A 17,466-nucleotide genomic window follows, 5' to 3' on the forward strand; every position below is an offset into this window, starting at 1 on the left:
GAGCGCCTAGTCTTCGCGGAGGTCCCCGAAAGGAGCGCGCATGCGAGCGGTCGTCTTCGAGCGGTACGGCGCCCCCGCCGAGGTACGTGAGCTGCCCGACCCCCACCCGGCCCCGCACGGGGTGGTCGTCCGGGTCGAGGCGACCGGCCTGTGCCGCAGCGACTGGCACGGCTGGATGGGCCACGACCCCGACATCAGGCTGCCGCACGTGCCGGGGCACGAACTCGCCGGTGTCGTCGAGGCGGTGGGGCCCCTGGTGCGGCGCGCGCGGCCCGGCGACCGGGTCACCGTGCCGTTCGTCTGCGCCTGCGGCACCTGCCCGGCGTGCGCGGCGGGCGACCAGCAGGTGTGCGAGCGCCAGACCCAGCCCGGCTTCCACCACTGGGGCTCCTTCGCCGAGTACGTCGCGCTGGACCACGCCGACGTCAACCTGGTCGCGATCCCGGACGACATGGCGTACGCCACCGCCGCCGCCCTCGGCTGCCGCTTCGCCACCGCCTTCCGTGCGGTGGTGCAGCAGGGCCGGGTGGCGGCGGGGGAGTGGGTCGCGGTGCACGGCTGCGGCGGGGTCGGACTGTCGGCGGTGATGGTCGCGGCGGCCTCGGGAGCGCGGGTGGTCGCCGTCGACGTAGCACCCCAAGCCCTCGATCTGGCACGGAAGTTCGGGGCGGCGGAGTGTGTGGACGCGACCGGTGCGGCCGATACGGCCGCCGCGGTCCGCGAGCTGACCGGCGGCGGGGCGCACCTCTCCCTCGACGCACTCGGCTCCCCGGCCACCTGCGCGGCCTCGGTGAACGGCCTGCGCCGCCGGGGCCGGCACGTCCAGGTCGGCCTGCTGCCCTCGGCCGACGGCACCACCCCCGTCCCGCTGGCCCGCGCCATCGCCCTGGAGCTGGAACTGATCGGCAGTCACGGCATGGCCGCCCACGCCTACCCCGGGATGCTCCGCCTGGTCCGCTCCGGGGTGCTGCGGCCCGACCTGCTGGTGACGTCCACGATCCCGCTGGCCGCGGCACCGGCGGCCCTCGCGGCGATGGGGACGGCACCGGGTGCCGGGGTCACCGTCATCGAGCCGTGGCGCTGAGGGATTTCACTCTCTGCGGCCGCGGTTGCCCGGCCGGGAGGCGACCCAGGCGCGGACGGTGTCGGCGTACCAGTAGGGCTTGCCGCCCTCCACATGGTCGGGTGCGGGCAGCAGCCCGTGCTTGCGGTAGGACCGTACGGTGTCGGGCTGCACGTTGATGTGCGCCGCGATCTCTTTGTAGGACCAGAGCCTGCGGTCGGTCATGAGTTGCACCTCCCTGCGCACGCCACGGCGGCGGCCTGGGACGGCCGTCGGGGGAGCCGGGCGCTGCGCTGGCGATCACCAGCCTGCGTCCGGTGAACGACGCGGAGTGAGCAGGGGACAGTGCTTGTCGACCGGGTGTGACGCACAACCCGCGTACACGAGACACATGTGACACAGGCGGTGCGTTTGTGACACAGCTACCGCAAAGCGGCCCTTACGCCCCGCAGGACCGGAGAAACGCCCTGGTTCGCCTGGCGATCGGCAGCGGTTTGTCCGGCTCGCAGGGGTACATGTCCTGCTCGACGATCGCGAAAAGGTCGGCGTCCAGCCGCTGGGCCGCTTGCAGCACCGGCCCCAACTCCGGTACTCCGCTGGGAGGTTCGCACATCACGCCCTGTGCCACGGCCGGCCCGAACGGCGTGCCCTTGGCCCGCACGTCCGCCAGGATCTCCGGGTCCACCTGCTTGAGGTGCAGATAGCCGATGCGCTCGCCGTAGGTCTCGATGAGCTTCACGCTGTCCCCGCCGCAGTACGCGTAGTGCCCGGTGTCCAGGCACAGGGACACCAGGTCGGAATCCGTGCCGTCGAGGAAGCGCGTGACGTTCTCCTCGCTGTCGATGTGCGTGTCGGCGTGCGGGTGGACGACGATCGTCAGGCCGTAGCGCTCGCGCACCTCCCGGCCGAGCCGCTCGGTCAGCGAGGTCAGGTTCCGCCACTGCCCGGCGGTCAGCGTGTCGGGCTCCAGCACCTCGCCGGTCTTGTCGTCCCGCCAGAAGGAGGGGATGACGACCAGGTGGCGGGCGCCCATCGCCTGGGTCAGCGCGGCGATGTCCGACACGTGTGCCCAGGTCTTGTCCCAGACCGCGTCCCCGTGGTGCAGGCCGGTGAAGACCGTGCCGGCCGACACCTTCAGGCCGCGCCGGGCGGTCTCCTCGGCGAGTACGGCCGAGTCGGTCGGCAGATAGCCGTAGGGGCCCAGCTCGATCCACTCGTAGCCGGAGTCCGCCACCTCGTCGAGGAAGCGCTGCCAGGGAACTTGCCGCGGGTCGTCGGGGAACCACACGCCCCAGGAGTCGGGCGCCGATCCGATCCGGATACGGGAGAGTGAGGAGGAGGGTGACAACGACGTCATGGGCGTCAGCGTGCGGGTGCGTGGAAAGCGGTGTCAAGAGCTGGTCCGAATGTCTGGACAAAACATTGACAGGGCTCGGCGTGCGGGACTACAAAGCCGTGGAGAGCCGTGACGAAGGGAAGCCGATGGCCTACGACCTGATCACCATGGGGCGGATCGGAGTGGACCTCTATCCGCTCCAGACCGGTGTCCCGCTCGCCCAGGTGTCGTCCTTCGGCAAGTTCCTCGGCGGGTCGGCCACGAACGTCGCGGTCGCCGCGGCGCGGCTCGGCCGGCGCACCGCCGTGATCACCCGCACCGGCGACGACCCGTTCGGCGCCTATCTGCACGAGGCGCTGCGCGGTTTCGGCGTCGACGACCGCTGGGTCACCCCGGTCCCGGGCCTGCCGACCCCGGTCACCTTCTGCGCGGTCTTCCCGCCGGACGACTTCCCGCTCTACTTCTACCGGCAGCCCAAGGCGCCCGACCTGGAGATCGACGCCCACGAGCTCGATCTCGACGCGGTCCGCGACGCCCGCATCTTCTGGGTCACCGGCACCGGCCTGAGCGAGGAGCCGAGCCGTACGGCGACCCTCGCCGCCCTCGCCCACCGCGCCAAGTCCGCTGCGACGGTCTTCGACCTCGACTGGCGCCCCATGTTCTGGTCCGACCCCGACCAGGCCCGCCCCTTCTACGCCGAGGCCCTGCGGCACACCACCGTCGCCGTCGGCAACCTGGACGAGGTGGAGGTCGCGACCGGGGTGCGCGAGCCGCATGCGGCCGCCCGCGCGCTGCTGGACGCCGGGGTCGAGATCGCCGTCGTCAAGCAGGGACCCAAGGGCGTCCTCGCGGTAAGCGCTTCCGGCGACTCGGCCGAGGTGCCGCCCCTGCCGGTCACCGTCCTCAACGGGCTCGGCGCCGGGGACGCCTTCGGCGGTTCCCTGTGCCACGGCCTCCTCGAAGGCTGGGACCTGGAGACGATCATGCGGCACGCCAACGCGGCCGGCGCCATCGTCGCCTCCCGGCTGGAGTGCTCCTCCGCGATGCCCACCCCGGACGAGGTGGCCGCCGCCCTGGACGCCGGAGCGGTGCTGTGAGGGCCGGCCGCGTCACGGGCACCCACACCGAGGGCGGGGACGCCGGACGGCAGCCGCGGGTCGATGTCGCCGAGCTCGTCCGCATCCGCACCCACCACCCCGAGGCGATCACCGAGGCCGCCACCCGCCGGGCCCGCAGGCCGCTGCTCAACGAGAGCGGCAAGCTGATGATCGTCGCCGCCGACCACCCCGCCCGGGGCGCGCTCGGCGTCGGCGACCGCAAGCTCGCCATGGCCAACCGTGCCGACCTGCTGGAACGGCTCTGCCTGGCGCTGTCCCGCCCTGGCGTCGACGGCGTCCTCGCCACCGCCGACATCCTGGACGACCTGCTGCTGCTCGGCGCCCTCGACCACAAGGTGGTCATGGGCTCGATGAACCGGGGCGGACTGCAGGGCGCCAGCTTCGAGCTGGACGACCGCTTCACCGGCCACCGGCCCGAGGACATCGAGCGGCTCGGCTTCGACGCGGGCAAGCTGCTGCTGCGGATCGACTACGACGACCCCGGTTCGCTGACCACCCTGGAGTCCACGGCCCGCGCCATCGACGCCATGGCGGCGCGCCGGCTGCCGGTCTTCGTCGAGCCGTTCATCAGCCGCCGCACCCCCGAGGGGAAGGTGCGCAACGACCTGTCGGCCGAGGCGGTCACCCGGTCCATCGCCATCGCCTCCGGCCTCGGTGGCTCCTCCGCCTACACCTGGCTGAAGGTGCCCGTCACCGACGACCCCGACGACATGGCCCAGGTCATGGAGACGTCGACCCTGCCGGCCGTGCTGCTCGGCGGTGACATCGGCGATTCGCCCGAGGACCAGGTCGCCGCCTACGAGAAGTGGCGTGGCGCGCTCCAACTCCCCACCGTGCGCGGCCTGGTGGTCGGCCGCTCGCTGCTGTACCCGGCGGACGGCGATGTGGCCGCCGCCGTGGACACCGCCGTAGGACTGTTGTGAGGGCCGCATGACCAGCACCGATCTGCATCTGGCCAAGGGCGCGACCCGGAACGGCCAGTACGTCGTCGACATCGATCCCAAGGCGGCCGGCTGGACGCACAGCAGCTTGCGTGTCGTCGAGTTGACGCCTGGTGGCACGCATATGTTCACCACCGGTGACAGTGAGTGGATCGTGCTTCCGCTGGAAGGCGGATGTACCGTCCACATCGAGGAAGAAGAGTTCCAACTCCTGGGTCGGGAGAGCGTGTTCGCGGCAGTCTCCGACTTCGCGTACGTTCCCCGGGACGCCCGGGTCCAGATCGCCTCCGGCGCGGGAGGCCGCTTCGCCCTGGCAGGAGCGAAGTGCGAGCGACGACTCCCCGCCCGCTACGGCCCCGCGCCGGAGGTCCCCGTCGAGCAGCGCGGCAGCGGCACCTGCGCCCGCCAGGTGCGCAACTTCGCCTCGGCCGACTCGTTCGACTGCGACAAGCTGATCGCCGTCGAGGTGATCACTCCCGGCGGCAACTGGTCCTCGTACCCGCCGCACAAGCACGACGAGCACCGGCCGGGCGAGGAGTCCGAGCTGGAGGAGATCTACTACTTCGAGATCGACGGCCCGAACGGTCTCGGCTACCAGCGCGTGTCCCCCTCGCGCGAGGGCGGCTCCGACGTCCTCGCCGAGGTCCGCTCCGGCGACGCCGTCCTCGTCCCCGACGGCTGGCACGGCCCGTCGATCGCCCAGCCCGGCCACGACATGTACTACCTGAACGTCATGGCGGGCCCGGGCGCCACCCGCGAGTGGCGGATCTGCTTCCACCCGGACCACACCGACACCACAGGGGGGTACCGATGACGACGACCCGGCTGACCGTCGCCCAGGCACTCGTCCGTTTCCTCGCCGCCCAGTACACCGAGCGGGACGGCGAGCGCCGCCGGCTGATCGGCGCGACCTGGGGCATCTTCGGGCACGGCAATGTCGCCGGCCTCGGCCAGGCGCTCATCGAGTACGCGGACGTCATGCCGTACCACCAGGGCCGCAACGAGCAGTCCATGGTGCACGCGGCCGTCGGGTACGCCCGCCAGGCGAACCGGCTGTCCACGCACGCGGTGACGACGTCGATCGGCCCCGGCGCGACCAACCTCGTCACCGGCGCCGCCCTCGCCACCATCAACCACCTCCCGGTCCTGCTGCTGCCCGGCGACGTCTTCGCGACCCGCCCCGCCGACCCGGTGCTGCAGCAGCTGGAGGTGCCGTACGCGGGCGATGTCTCGGTCAACGACACGCTGCGGCCGGTGTCGAAGTACTTCGACCGGATCACCCGCCCCGAGCAGCTGATCCCGTCCGCGATCCAGGCCATGCGGGTCCTCACCGACCCGGTCGAGACCGGCGCCGTCACCCTCGCGCTGCCCCAGGACGTGCAGGCCGAGGCGTACGACTGGCCGGAGGAGTTCTTCGCCGAGCGCGTGTGGACCGTACGCCGGCCGGGCGCGGACCCCGTCGAACTGGCCGAGGCGGTCCGGGCGATCCGCGCGGCGAAGCGGCCCCTCGTCGTCGCGGGCGGCGGGGTCCACCACAGCCGCGCCGAGGAGGCCCTCGCGGAGTTCGCGTCGGCCACCCGGATCCCGGTCGCCTCCACCCAGGCCGGCAAGGGCTCGCTGCGCTGGGACCACCCGCAGGACGTCGGCGGGGTCGGCCACACCGGCACCGCGACCGCCGACGAACTGGCCCGCACCGCCGACCTGGTGATCGGCGTCGGCACCCGCTACACCGACTTCACCACCGCCTCCGGCACCCTCTTCGCGAACCCGGACGTCCGCTTCCTGAACCTCAACATCGCCCCCTTCGACGGCCACAAGCTGGGCGCGCTGCCGCTGATCGCGGACGCCCGCAGCGGTCTGGGCGAGCTGACCGAGGCCCTCCAGATGCACGGCCACCGGGTCGAGGACTCCTATGTCACCGAGTACACCGAGGACAAGGAGCGCTGGGAGCAGCGCGTCGACGCCTGCTACGAGGCCGACGAACTGGACGTACGGCCGACCCAGCCGCAGGTCCTCGGCGCCCTGGACGCCCTGGCCGACGAGTCCGACATCATCATCAACGCGGCCGGCTCGCTCCCCGGCGACCTGCACAAGCTGTGGCGGGCCCGCTCGTACGACCAGTACCACCTGGAGTACGGCTACTCCTGCATGGGCTACGAGATCCCGGCCGCGATCGGCGTGAAGCTCGCCGCGCCGGAGCGCAACGTGTGGGCGCTGGTCGGCGACGGCACGTATCTGATGATGCCGACGGAGATCGTGACGGCCGTGCAGGAGGGCATCGCGATCAAGATCCTGCTGGTGCAGAACCACGGGTACGCGTCCATCGGCGGGCTGTCGGAGTCGGTGGGCGGCGAGCGGTTCGGCACGGCCTACCGCTTCCCGACGGACGAGGGGACGCTCACGGGTGCCCCGCTGCCCCTCGACCTCGCCGCCAACGCGGCCAGCCTGGGCATGCGGGTGCTGCGCGCGAAGACCGTACGGGACCTGCGCGAGGCACTCGCCGAGGCGCGGGCCGCCGACACTCCCACATGTGTCTACGTGGAGACCGAAACGTCCGACACTGTGTCGGGCGCGCCTCCGGCGCAGGCCTGGTGGGATGTTCCTGTGGCCGAGACCGCGACGCGACCGTCGGCGGTCAAGGCACGTGAGCTGTACGAACGGCACGTCTCGACCCGACGCCGCCATCTGTGAGTAAGGAGTCTCTGGTCATGACGAAGATCGTCAACCACTGGATCGGCGGCAAGACCGTCGAAGGCGCGTCGGGCACGTACGGGCCGGTCACCGACCCGGCGACCGGCGCGGTCACCACGAAGGTCGCGTTCGCCTCGGTCGACGAGGTGGACGCGGCGGTGGCGGCGGCCAAGGAGGCCTTCGTCACCTGGGGCCAGTCCTCGCTGGCCCAGCGCACGAACATCCTCTTCACGTTCCGCGCGCTGCTGGACGCCAACCGGGACGCCATCGCGGAGCTGATCACCGCCGAGCACGGCAAGGTGCACTCCGACGCGCTCGGTGAGGTCGCGCGCGGTCTGGAGATCGTGGACCTGGCCTGCGGCATCAACGTCCAGCTCAAGGGCGAGCTGTCCACGCAGGTCGCCAGCCGGGTGGACGTCTCCTCCATCCGCCAGCCGCTCGGTGTCGTCGCGGGCATCACGCCGTTCAACTTCCCGGCGATGGTCCCGATGTGGATGTTCCCGATCGCCATCGCGTGCGGCAACACCTTCGTGCTGAAGCCGTCCGAGAAGGACCCGTCGGCGTCGATCAAGATCGCCGAGCTGCTGGCCGAGGCCGGTCTCCCCGACGGCGTCTTCAACGTCGTGCACGGCGACAAGCTGGCCGTGGACCGGCTGCTGGAGCACCCGGACGTCAAGGCCGTGTCCTTCGTCGGCTCGACCCCGATCGCCCGCTACATCCACACCACCGCCTCCGCCAACCACAAGCGCGTACAGGCCCTGGGCGGCGCCAAGAACCACATGCTGGTCCTGCCGGACGCCGACCTGGACGCGGCCGCCGACGCGGCGGTCTCGGCGGCCTACGGCTCCGCGGGCGAGCGCTGCATGGCCATCTCGGCCGTCGTCGCGGTCGGCTCGATCGGCGACACGCTGGTGGAGAAGATCCGCGAGCGCGCCGAGAAGATCAAGATCGGTCCCGGCAACGACCCGACGTCCGAGATGGGCCCGCTGATCACGGCCGCCCACCGCGACAAGGTGGCGTCGTACGTGACGGGCGCGGCGGCGGAAGGCGCCGAGGTCGTGCTCGACGGCACCGGGTACACGGTCGAGGGCTTCGAGGACGGCCACTGGATCGGCATCTCGCTGCTCGACAAGGTGCCGACCAGCGCCAAGGCCTACCAGGACGAGATCTTCGGCCCGGTGCTGTGCGTGCTGCGCGCGGAGACGTACGAGGAGGGCCTGGCCCTCATCAACGCCTCGCCGTTCGGCAACGGCACCGCGATCTTCACCCGGGACGGCGGCGCGGCCCGCCGCTTCCAGCTGGAGGTCGAGGCAGGCATGGTCGGCGTGAACGTGCCGATCCCGGTGCCGGTGGGCTACCACTCCTTCGGCGGCTGGAAGGACTCGCTCTTCGGCGACCACCACATCTACGGCAACGACGGCACGCACTTCTACACCCGCGGCAAGGTCGTCACCACCCGCTGGCCCGACCCGGCCGACGCCCCGGCGGGCGTGGACCTGGGCTTCCCGCGCAACCACTGAACGACCGACAGGGCCTGACAGGGCCGTCCGCTATGCGGACGGCCCTGTTTTTTTGGGCCGGGGCGCTGCGATTCTCGTACAGCCGCAACAGCCCGAGAATGTGGATGGTTGATGCGGGAATCCGTTGTTGATCGCTTATTCGCTACGGATTCCGTAGGTGAACACCCATTGACGCGGCGGTTTTCGTCGGGGTTCCCTATGCACCGCCGGGAGCGGACGAGACACACACGCACCACGATCCGCCGGAGGCGATAGCGCGCTCCCGAGCCCCACCCTCATGTCACACGAGTCGATCGGAACCGCCGCATGACCGACACGTTCAGCCCTGCCGAGACATCCGCCCCGGGCGCTTCGCACAGTCCCCGGCAACTCAAGCGCTCCATCGGCGTGGTCGGCGGCACCCTGCTGACGCTGTCCTGCGTCACGCCCGCCTCGACGCTCTTCGTGATCGTGCCCGACCTGTTCTCCAGCCTCGGCACCGCGACCGCCCTGTGCCTCGTCATCGGCGCGCTGCTCTGCATCCCCGTGGCCTTCTGTTACTCGGAGCTGGGCACCCTCATCCCCAGCGCCGGCGGCGAGTACGCGATCGTCTCCACGCTGGCCGGGCGGCTCGCCGGCTGGCTGGCCTTCGTGATGTCGCTGCTCGTCGTGATGATCGTCCCTCCGGTCATCGCGATGGGCACCGCCGACTACCTTGCCCCGGTCGTCCACCTCGACCCGGCCTGGACGGGCGCCGGCGTGATGATCGCGGCCACCCTCGCCGGCCTGCTGGACCTGCGCGCCAACGCCTGGATCACCGGCATCTTCCTGGTCCTGGAGGTCGTCGCCGCCGGTGTCGTCGCCGTACTCGGCTTCAGCCACTCCCACCGCGGTGCGGGCAGCCTCGTGAGCTCGCTCCAGGTGGCCGGTGACCACGCGCACGTCAACCCGGTCACGGCCATGATGGTCCTCTCCGGGCTCGCCATCGCCCTCTTCGCCACCCAGGGCTTCTCCACCGCCATCTACCTCTCCGAGGAACTGGAGAACCCGCGTCGCAGCGTCGCCCGCACCGTCCTCGCCACCCTCGCCATCTCCAGCGTCGTCATCCTGGTGCCGGTCGTGGCGATCACCCTCGGCGCCGGTGACCTCAAGACCCTGACCGGCGGCGACATCTCCAGCATGGTCATCGCCTGGAGCAACTCGGCCGTCGGCACCTTCGTCAGCCTCTGCGTCGCCCTCGCGATCATCAACGCGGGCATCGTCATGGTCATCCAGAACTCCCGCGTCCTGTTCGCCTCCGCCCGTGACAAGGCCTGGCCCGCCCCGGTCAACAACGCCCTCGCCAAGCTCGGCCGGTTCGGCTCCCCGTGGGTCGCCACCCTCGTGGTCGGCGTCCCCGGCGCCTTCCTCTGCTTCGTGAACCTGGACACCCTCTACGGCGTCACCGGCGTCGCCGTCACCGGCCTGTATCTGCTGGTCGCGATCGCCGCGCTGCTCGCCCGGCGCGGAGCGCACGGCACCCGGCAGGCCTGGCGGATGCCGCTGTGGCCGGCGATGCCGATCCTGCTGATCGCCGTCCTCCTCTACATCCTGGTCGAGCAGGACCCGTCGTACCTGTGGTGGACCGGCGGCATCACCGCCGTCGCCACCCTCTACTGGGTCTTCTACCTCCGCCCGCGCCGCGAGACCCGCTGGCTGGTGTCCCTGCCGGAGGACGTCCGGGTGCCGGAGAACGCCCAGGCCTGACGCCGGCCCTTTCGTACCGCGCCCGAAGTACGGCGGCGCGGGTCCGTACGCCCCAAGGAGGGGCCCGGGTTCAGCCCGGGGGATCCATCGGATGTCAGTGCGGGCCCGTACCGTTGGGGCATGGATCTTCGCCGGCTCTCGGTGCGAGGGCTGCTCAAAGGACCGCGGCGGCTGACGGCCGCCGCGGCCGCTGTCGTGGTGCTCGCCGGCGCCGGGACGTGGACGGTCGCCGCTGCCGATGACGGCCCGCCCGCGGTGCACCGCACCGACCAGGTCATGGCCATGCCCGGCGGCGCCCGTCTGGACACCTCGTACTTCACCCCGGCCGGCTCCGGCCGCCACCCCGCCGTCCTGCTGGCGCACGGCTTCGGCGGCAGCAAGGACGACATGCGCGGCCAGGCCGAGGACCTCGCACGGGACGGGTACGCGGTCCTGACCTGGTCCGCGCGCGGCTTCGGCAGGTCGACGGGGAAGATCGGGCTCAACGACCCCAAGGCCGAGGTCGCCGACGTCTCCCGGCTCATCGACTGGCTCGCGAAGAAGCCCCAGGTCCAGCTCGACAAACCCGGCGACCCGCGCGTGGGCGTGGCCGGCGGCTCCTACGGCGGCGCGATCTCCCTGCTCGCCGCCGGATACGACGACCGGGTGGACGCCATCGCCCCGGCCATCACGTACTGGAACCTCGCCGACGCCCTCTTCCCGAACGGCGTGTTCAAGAAGCTGTGGGCCGGCATCTTCTTCAACACCGGCGGCGGATGCGCCCACTTCGAGCCCGAGCTGTGCCAGATGTACAACAGGGTCGCCGAGTCCGGCACCCCGGACGCGGCCGCCCGCACGCTGCTGCAGGAGCGCTCGCCGTCCGCCGTAGCCGCCCGCATCAAGGTGCCCACCCTGCTGATGCAGGGCCAGACGGACTCCCTGTTCCCCCTCGGCCAGGCCGACGCCGCCCAGAAGGCGATCCGTGCCAACGGCGCCCCCGTGGACGTCGACTGGATCGCGGGCGGCCACGACGGCGGCGACATGGAGAACGGCCGCGTCCAGACACGCGTGCGCGTGTGGTTCGACCGCTATCTCAAGGGTGAGAAGAGCGCCGACACCGGACCGGCCTTCCGGATCACCCGGACCGGGGGCGTGGACTCGCGCGACGGCACCGCCCAGTTGCGCGGCGCCAGTGCCGCCGCCTACCCCGGCCTGCACGACCACCAGCGCTCCGTCGCCCTGACCGGCGGCGCCCAGCAGGTCGCCAACCCGGCAGGCGCCAGCCCGCCCGGCGTCTCCGCGCTGCCCGGCCTCGGCGCCTCCGGCGGCCTGAGCCAGCTGTCGGCGCTCGGCGTCGGCGTCTCCCTCGACTTCCCCGGCCAGTACGCCAGGTTCGACTCCGCCCGGCTCACCCACGACCTCCAGATCACCGGCGCCCCCACGGCCACCGTCCACATCACCTCGACCAGCGACGACGCCGTCCTGTTCGGCAAGGTCTACGACGTCGGCCCCGACGGCACCCAGCAGGTGCTGCCCTCCCAGCTCGTCGCGCCCTTCCGGGTGACCGGAGCCAAGGCCGGCAAGGACGTCACGGTCACCCTCCCGGCGATCGACCACCAGGTGCAGAAGGGCCACCGGCTCCGCCTGGTCCTCGCCTCCACCGACCTCGGCTACGCCTCCCCGGCCGCCCCCGCCACCTACACCGTCTCCCTGAAGGGCGCGCTGAGCGTGCCGACGGCCCCCGCCGTCACCACCGCCGCCGCACCCCTGCCCGCCTGGGTCTGGTGGCTGCCCGCGGCCGGCGCCGCGGCCGCGCTCGCCCTGCTGCTCACCGGCCGCCGCCGGACGACCGCCCCCGCACCCGACCCGGAGCTCACCGACGTCCCGCTCGTCATCAAGGACCTGAGCAAGCGGTACGCCAAGTCCACCGACCGGTACGCCGTGCGCGAGCTGTCCTTCCGGGTGGAACGCGGCCAGGTGCTCGGCCTGCTCGGCCCCAACGGCGCGGGCAAGACCACCACCCTGCGCATGCTGATGGGCCTGATCACCCCGGACGACGGCGAGATCAGGGTCTTCGGCCACGCCATCCGGCCCGGCGCGCCCGTGCTGTCCCGGGTCGGCGCCTTCGTGGAGGGCGCGGGCTTCCTGCCGCACCTGTCCGGCCGGGAGAACCTGGAGCTGTACTGGCGGGCCACCGGCCGCCCGCCCGAGGACGCCCACCTGGACGAGGCCCTGGAGATCGCCGGGCTCGGCGACGCGCTCGCCCGCGCGGTGCGCACCTACTCCCAGGGCATGCGCCAGCGCCTCGCCATCGCCCAGGCCATGCTCGGCCTGCCCGACCTGCTCATCCTCGACGAACCCACCAACGGCCTCGACCCGCCCCAGATCCGCGAGATGCGCGAGGTGATGATCCGCTACGCGGCCGCCGGCCGTACGGTGATCGTCTCCAGCCATCTCCTCGCCGAGGTCGAGCAGTCCTGCACCCACCTGGTGGTGATGGACCGCGGCCGGCTCGTCCAGGCGGGCCCGGTCCGGGAGATCGTCGGCTCCGGCGACACCCTGCTGGTCGGCACCGCCCTGCCCGTGCAGGACCCGGTCGTGGAGAAGGTGGGCGCGCTGCCCGGCATCGCCTCCGCCGTACGCACCGACGACGGACTGCTGGTCCGGCTGGAGCCGGGCGGCACGGCCGAGCGGCTGGTCGTGGAGCTGGTGCGCCTCGATGTGCCCGTCGCCTCGGTCGGCCCGCACCGTCGCCTGGAAGACGCCTTCCTGACCCTGATAGGAGGTTCCGCATGAGCACGCTCACCGAGGTCGCCTCCGGCTATCAGACCCGGCACACCCTGCCCCTGCGGGTCGAGCTGGTCCGCCAGCTCAAGCGGCGCCGCACCCTGGTCATGGGCGCGATCCTGTTCCTGCTGCCGTTCGTCCTGCTGATCGCCTTCGCGATCGGCACCCCGCACGACCGGGGCGGCCAGATCACCCTGATGGACACGGCCACCGCGTCCGGCGCCAACTTCGCCGCGGTGAACCTGTTCGTCTCGGCCGGCTTCCTGCTGGTGATCCCGGTCGCCCTGTTCTGCGGGGACACCGTCGCCTCCGAGGCCAGCTGGTCCTCGCTGCGCTATCTGCTGGCCGCGCCCGTGCCCCGGGCCCGGCTGCTGTGGTCCAAGCTCGTCGTGGCCCTCGGGATGAGCCTCGCCGCGATGGTGCTGCTCCCGGTCGTGGCGCTCGCCGTCGGCACGGCCGCCTACGGCTGGGGCCCGCTGCAGATCCCCACCGGCGGCGCGCTGGACACCGGCACGGCGGCCCAGCGGCTCGTGCTGGTCGTGGCGTACGTCTTCGTGTCCCAACTGGTCACCGCCGGGCTCGCGTTCTGGCTGTCCACGAAGACGGACGCCCCGCTCGGCGCGGTCGGCGGCGCGGTCGGCCTGACGATCGTCGGCAACGTCCTGGACGCCGTCACCGCCCTCGGCCACTGGCGCGACTTCCTGCCCGCGCACTGGCAGTTCGCCTGGGCCGACGCCATCCAGCCGCACGCAGAGTGGTCCGGCATGATCCAGGGCGCCGCGATCTCCGTGTCGTACGCCCTGGTGCTGTTCGCCCTGGCCTTCCGGGGATTCGCCCGCAAGGACATCGTCTCCTAGCGGGCCGACCACGAGGACGTCCTGCTCGCCGAAGGTGAAGCAGAAACGGCGGCGGGCCACCGGGGGAACCGGTGACCCGCCGCCGCGGAAGGACTCGATCAGCCGTTGTTGGTGCCGTTGCCCGACAGCGCGGAGATGTCGTCCAGGATGTGCGAGAGCGGCTCGTCGCCCTTGGCCTGGGTGGAGTTCTCGGTGCACTGCTGGTTCTGCGGCGCGGACAGGATCGGCACGTCCTGGAGCACGCCGACGGCGCCGACGCCGACCAGGCCCTGGGCGTTCAGCTTCGCCGGCAGGCCGATGCACAGCTTGTTCAGCGAGCCCTGGACCAGCGAGAGCTGCGGGCTCATGTTGCCGAAGGTGGCCGAGTTGCCGAACGACTGCTTCGCGTCGTTGCCGCTGAACGACGTGGTGCCGTGGTCGTCACCGATGGCGAGGGCCTGGGGGGCCGCCGTACCGGCGAGACCGGCGACGGAGGCGGCGACGGCCGCGGTTGCCCACAGCTTCTTCATGTTCGTTCCCTTTCGAAAGGCGGACTCCGGGGAGGAGCTGCGTGATCGTCAACGCTGCCGACTCGCCCCGGGTTGCGCTCTTTGCCTCGATCGGACCAGTGCAGTCCGATGAGTTCATGAATGCCCCCTTGGTTCAGGGGGTGTGCCCCGGGGGTAGACCGAAGGGCCGCCGGGGAGCCGACGGCCCTTCGGGACGGGCCCGTGCGGGCCCGGGGATGTCCGGATCAGTGGTTGTTGGTGCCGTTGCCGGACAGGGCGGAGATGTCGTCCAGGATGTGCGACAGGGGCTCGTCGCCCTTGGCCTGGGTGGAGTTCTCGGTGCACTGCTGGTTCTGCGGCGCGGACAGGATCGGCACGTCCTGCAGCACGCCGACGGCGGCGACACCGACCAGGCCCTGGAGGTTCAGCTTCGCCGGCAGGCCGATGCACGGCTTGTTCAGCGAGCCCTGGATGAGCGCCATCTGCGGGCTCATGTTGCCGTAGGTCGCGGAGTTGCCGAACGCCTGCTCGGCGCCGTTGCCGCTGAAGGACGTGGTGCCCGTGTCGTTGCCGATGGCCAGGGCCGGCGACGCGACGGCGGCCGAAGCACCGACGACGGAGGCGGCTACCGCGGCGGTAGCCAGAACCTTCTTGATCACTTGCGCATTCCCTTCTGAAGAAACCCCGTCCACCGGAGCGCCTGGTTCAACTGCCCATCCCGTGAAGGGTTGCTCCGGTTCACTCCGATGGCCCACATAGGGGCGTGCGAACATGCCCGGTGCGCTGGTCGAGGAATTCCACCGATGCCGTCAAACCGAACGATCCGATCGGGTGATGCCCCGCAACCAAACCGCCAGGAGCCGGTTGATGCGGGGGCAGGAACGTGCGTCTTGGCGAGGAGCCAGGGAAGGAAAGCGAAAATGCTGAAGAAGGCAATGGCCGCGGCGGCGGTCGCCGCGTCCGTCATCGGTGTGTCGGCGGCGGCAGCCCCCCAGGCGCTTGCCATCGGCAACGACACGGGCACCACGTCGTTCAGCGGCAACAACGCCAGCGAGGCGTTCGGCAACAGCGTGACCGGGGGCGACCTCAGCCCGCAGGCCACGCTGGTCCAGAGCTCGCTCAACAAGCTCTGCGTCGGCCTGCCGGCGAAGGCGAACCTGCAGGGTCTGGTGGGCGTCGGCGCCGTCGGTGTGCTGCAGGACGTGCCGATCCTGTCCGCGCCGCAGAACCAGCAGTGCACCGAGAACTCCACCCAGGCCAAGGGCGACGAGCCGCTCTCGCACATCCTGGACGACATCTCGGCGCTGTCGGGCAACGGCACCAACAACGGCTGACCCACGCCGGTCCCACCACCGCCCGGGCGGCGCGCCGATTCTCGTGCCGTCGCCCGGGCGGCTTTTGCCCGCCTTGCCGAAGAAGCGTTTCTCTGCCCGGCCTGCACGCCTTCCGTCGAGGTGTCAATTCTGTGAAGGCGTTCGAGTGAATTCCGGGACGGCACGTGTTCCATAGTTTCTTCGGCTGTCTATCCCTCGTTTTACAGCCTGCCGGTCATGGTGCGAGCCGTTGAAGCTGTGCTCGCTCGGTTTCGGCCGTCATAGGGGCATGACCGCAGAGAAGGGAAATCCCATGAAGAAGAGCGCTGCCGTCGTCGCCGGCGCGATCCTGGTCCTGGGCGGGGCTGTCCCCGCCTTCGCCGACTCCGAAGCGGAAGGCCAGGCCATCGGTTCCCCGGGTGTCATCTCCGGCAACGTGGTCCAGGTCCCGATCCACATTCCGATCAACGTCTGCGGCAACACGGTCAACGTCATCGCGCTGCTGAACCCGACGTTCGGCAACGTCTGCGTGAACCACTGACGTTCCGCGCCCTCACCCAGCCCACCGGCTGCGTTCTGGCCGGCCCCGGACAGCGATCCGTCGATCTTTCGTCCCGGGGCCGGCCTTCCCACTTCTTCGAGCAGGAAGACCACGAGATTGCGACAGACCCTCAGCAAGGGCATGGTCGTGGCCGCCGCCGCGACCGGCGTGCTGTCCTTGTACGGCGGCAGTTACGCACTCGCCGACACGCACGCACAGGGCGCCGCCCAGGGCTCGCCCGGCGTCCTGTCCGGCAACAATGTCCAGGTCCCGGTGAACGTCCCGGTCAACGTCTGCGGCAACTCCGTGGACGCGGCCGCCGCTTTGAACCCGGCCTTCGGCAACTCCTGTGTGAACCACCACGGTTCCCAGGACCGGCACACCGACGAACCCCGGCACGCGTACGACGACTCCGACGACGAATCCGGACACGGCGGCCCGGGCTACGGCGACTCCGGCGGCTACGGTGACTCCGGTCACGGCGACACGGGCGGCTACGGCGACCACCCGGGCCCAGGCACCAGCACCCCTCCCCCGTACGGCGGCGGCGAGACGACCCCGCCGTACGGGGGCAGCGAGACCACCCAACCCCCTTACGGCGGCAGCGAGACCACCCAACCCCCTTACGGCGGCAGCGAGACCACCCCGCCCTCGTACGGCGGCAGCGAGACCACCCAACCCCCGTACGGGGGCGGGCACAGTGCCCCTCCGGGCGGTGATCACAGCACGCCTCCCGGCGGTGAGCACTGCACGCATCCTGGTGGCGGACAGACCACGCCTCCCGGCGGTGGCCCGTCATCGCCCCCCGGTGGCGAGCACAGCACGCCTCCCGGCGGTGGTCACACCACGCCCCCGTCGGGCGGTGGTCACACCACGCCCCCGTCCGGCGGTGGGGAGACCACTCCGCCGAGCCACGGTGGCGGCGAGCACCACCCCGGGAAGCCGCCCACCCTTCCGCACACCGGTGGGGACGCCCGGGCCATGTTCGCGACCTCGGCCGCCAGCGCCGCGCTGATCGCGGCCGGAGCGGTGCTGTACCGGCGCGGCCGGTCCGCCGCCCATAGGTAGCAGCCCCTCGCGCCCCGGAGGGGCGCGAGGCCGTGACGC

At 71.4% G+C, this 17,466-nt stretch carries 16 protein-coding genes; 12 read left to right on the forward strand and 4 right to left on the reverse strand.

From position 1 onward, the window contains the following. Positions 1-40: 40 nt before the first annotated feature. Complete coding sequence (locus O1G22_RS27165; RefSeq protein ID WP_270083712.1) at positions 41-1,084, forward strand: zinc-dependent alcohol dehydrogenase family protein; 1,044 nt, start codon at positions 41-43, stop codon at positions 1,082-1,084. 6 nt (positions 1,085-1,090) lie between these two features. Here O1G22_RS27165 and O1G22_RS27170 read toward each other — a convergent pair whose 3' ends face one another. Both O1G22_RS27170 and O1G22_RS27175 read right to left on the reverse strand, forming a co-directional pair. Continuing rightward, positions 1,091-1,288: a helix-turn-helix transcriptional regulator gene (locus tag O1G22_RS27170; protein ID WP_225096398.1), complete on the reverse strand. Its 198-nt coding sequence runs from the start codon at positions 1,286-1,288 to the stop codon at positions 1,091-1,093. A 214-nt stretch (positions 1,289-1,502) separates the two neighbouring features. Further along, positions 1,503-2,420: a sugar phosphate isomerase/epimerase family protein gene (locus O1G22_RS27175; RefSeq protein ID WP_270083713.1), complete on the reverse strand. Its 918-nt coding sequence runs from the start codon at positions 2,418-2,420 to the stop codon at positions 1,503-1,505. A gap of 125 nt (positions 2,421-2,545) precedes the next feature. On the opposite strand from O1G22_RS27175, the gene iolC reads away from it, so the two are divergent. From iolC to O1G22_RS27215, 8 genes are all read left to right on the forward strand, one after another. Beyond that, on the forward strand, positions 2,546-3,496 hold the full coding sequence (gene iolC, locus O1G22_RS27180; RefSeq protein WP_270086558.1) for a 5-dehydro-2-deoxygluconokinase: 951 nt from the start codon (positions 2,546-2,548) through the stop codon (positions 3,494-3,496). Between the two features lie 83 nt (positions 3,497-3,579). Beyond that, the gene (locus tag O1G22_RS27185) at positions 3,580-4,440 is read left to right on the forward strand and encodes a Cgl0159 family (beta/alpha)8-fold protein (RefSeq protein WP_428986510.1); all 861 of its coding nucleotides are present in this window, start codon (positions 3,580-3,582) and stop codon (positions 4,438-4,440) included. Positions 4,441-4,447: 7 nt separating this feature from the next. After that, complete coding sequence (gene iolB / locus O1G22_RS27190) at positions 4,448-5,272, forward strand: 5-deoxy-glucuronate isomerase (protein WP_270083715.1); 825 nt, start codon at positions 4,448-4,450, stop codon at positions 5,270-5,272. Beyond that, positions 5,269-7,149, forward strand: coding sequence for a 3D-(3,5/4)-trihydroxycyclohexane-1,2-dione acylhydrolase (decyclizing) (gene iolD, locus O1G22_RS27195; RefSeq protein WP_270083716.1), 1,881 nt, complete (start codon positions 5,269-5,271; stop codon positions 7,147-7,149). The genes iolB and iolD overlap by 4 nt, the downstream gene beginning before the upstream one ends. A 17-nt stretch (positions 7,150-7,166) precedes the next feature. After that, complete coding sequence (gene mmsA, locus O1G22_RS27200; RefSeq protein WP_270083717.1) at positions 7,167-8,669, forward strand: CoA-acylating methylmalonate-semialdehyde dehydrogenase; 1,503 nt, start codon at positions 7,167-7,169, stop codon at positions 8,667-8,669. Between the two features lie 306 nt (positions 8,670-8,975). Then, on the forward strand, positions 8,976-10,394 hold the full coding sequence (locus O1G22_RS27205; RefSeq protein ID WP_270083718.1) for an APC family permease: 1,419 nt from the start codon (positions 8,976-8,978) through the stop codon (positions 10,392-10,394). Between the two features lie 120 nt (positions 10,395-10,514). Beyond that, the gene (locus O1G22_RS27210) at positions 10,515-13,169 is read left to right on the forward strand and encodes an alpha/beta fold hydrolase (RefSeq protein ID WP_270083719.1); all 2,655 of its coding nucleotides are present in this window, start codon (positions 10,515-10,517) and stop codon (positions 13,167-13,169) included. Then, on the forward strand, positions 13,166-14,017 hold the full coding sequence (locus O1G22_RS27215) for an ABC transporter permease (RefSeq protein ID WP_270083720.1): 852 nt from the start codon (positions 13,166-13,168) through the stop codon (positions 14,015-14,017). The genes O1G22_RS27210 and O1G22_RS27215 overlap by 4 nt, the downstream gene beginning before the upstream one ends. A gap of 98 nt (positions 14,018-14,115) precedes the next feature. On the opposite strand, the gene O1G22_RS27220 is transcribed toward O1G22_RS27215, so the two are convergent. Both O1G22_RS27220 and O1G22_RS27225 read right to left on the reverse strand, forming a co-directional pair. Beyond that, positions 14,116-14,526 (reverse strand): rodlin, encoded by a 411-nt coding sequence (locus O1G22_RS27220; protein WP_270083721.1) that lies wholly within the window; start codon positions 14,524-14,526, stop codon positions 14,116-14,118. A 224-nt stretch (positions 14,527-14,750) separates the two neighbouring features. Then, positions 14,751-15,164, reverse strand: coding sequence for a rodlin (locus O1G22_RS27225; RefSeq protein WP_270083722.1), 414 nt, complete (start codon positions 15,162-15,164; stop codon positions 14,751-14,753). 261 nt (positions 15,165-15,425) lie between these two features. Between O1G22_RS27225 and O1G22_RS27230 the strand changes: the two genes are divergently transcribed. The 3 genes from O1G22_RS27230 (at position 15,426) to O1G22_RS27240 (ending at position 17,427) form a co-directional block, all read left to right on the forward strand. Further along, positions 15,426-15,839, forward strand: a complete 414-nt coding sequence (locus tag O1G22_RS27230) for a rodlin (RefSeq protein WP_270083723.1) — start codon at positions 15,426-15,428, stop codon at positions 15,837-15,839. 292 nt (positions 15,840-16,131) lie between these two features. Further along, positions 16,132-16,359 (forward strand): chaplin, encoded by a 228-nt coding sequence (locus O1G22_RS27235; RefSeq protein WP_270083724.1) that lies wholly within the window; start codon positions 16,132-16,134, stop codon positions 16,357-16,359. A gap of 117 nt (positions 16,360-16,476) precedes the next feature. Then, the gene (locus O1G22_RS27240) at positions 16,477-17,427 is read left to right on the forward strand and encodes a chaplin (RefSeq protein WP_270083725.1); all 951 of its coding nucleotides are present in this window, start codon (positions 16,477-16,479) and stop codon (positions 17,425-17,427) included. Positions 17,428-17,466 lie beyond the last annotated feature (39 nt).

It is taken from the genome of Streptomyces camelliae (genome assembly GCF_027625935.1).
Classification (GTDB): domain Bacteria; phylum Actinomycetota; class Actinomycetes; order Streptomycetales; family Streptomycetaceae; genus Streptomyces; species Streptomyces camelliae.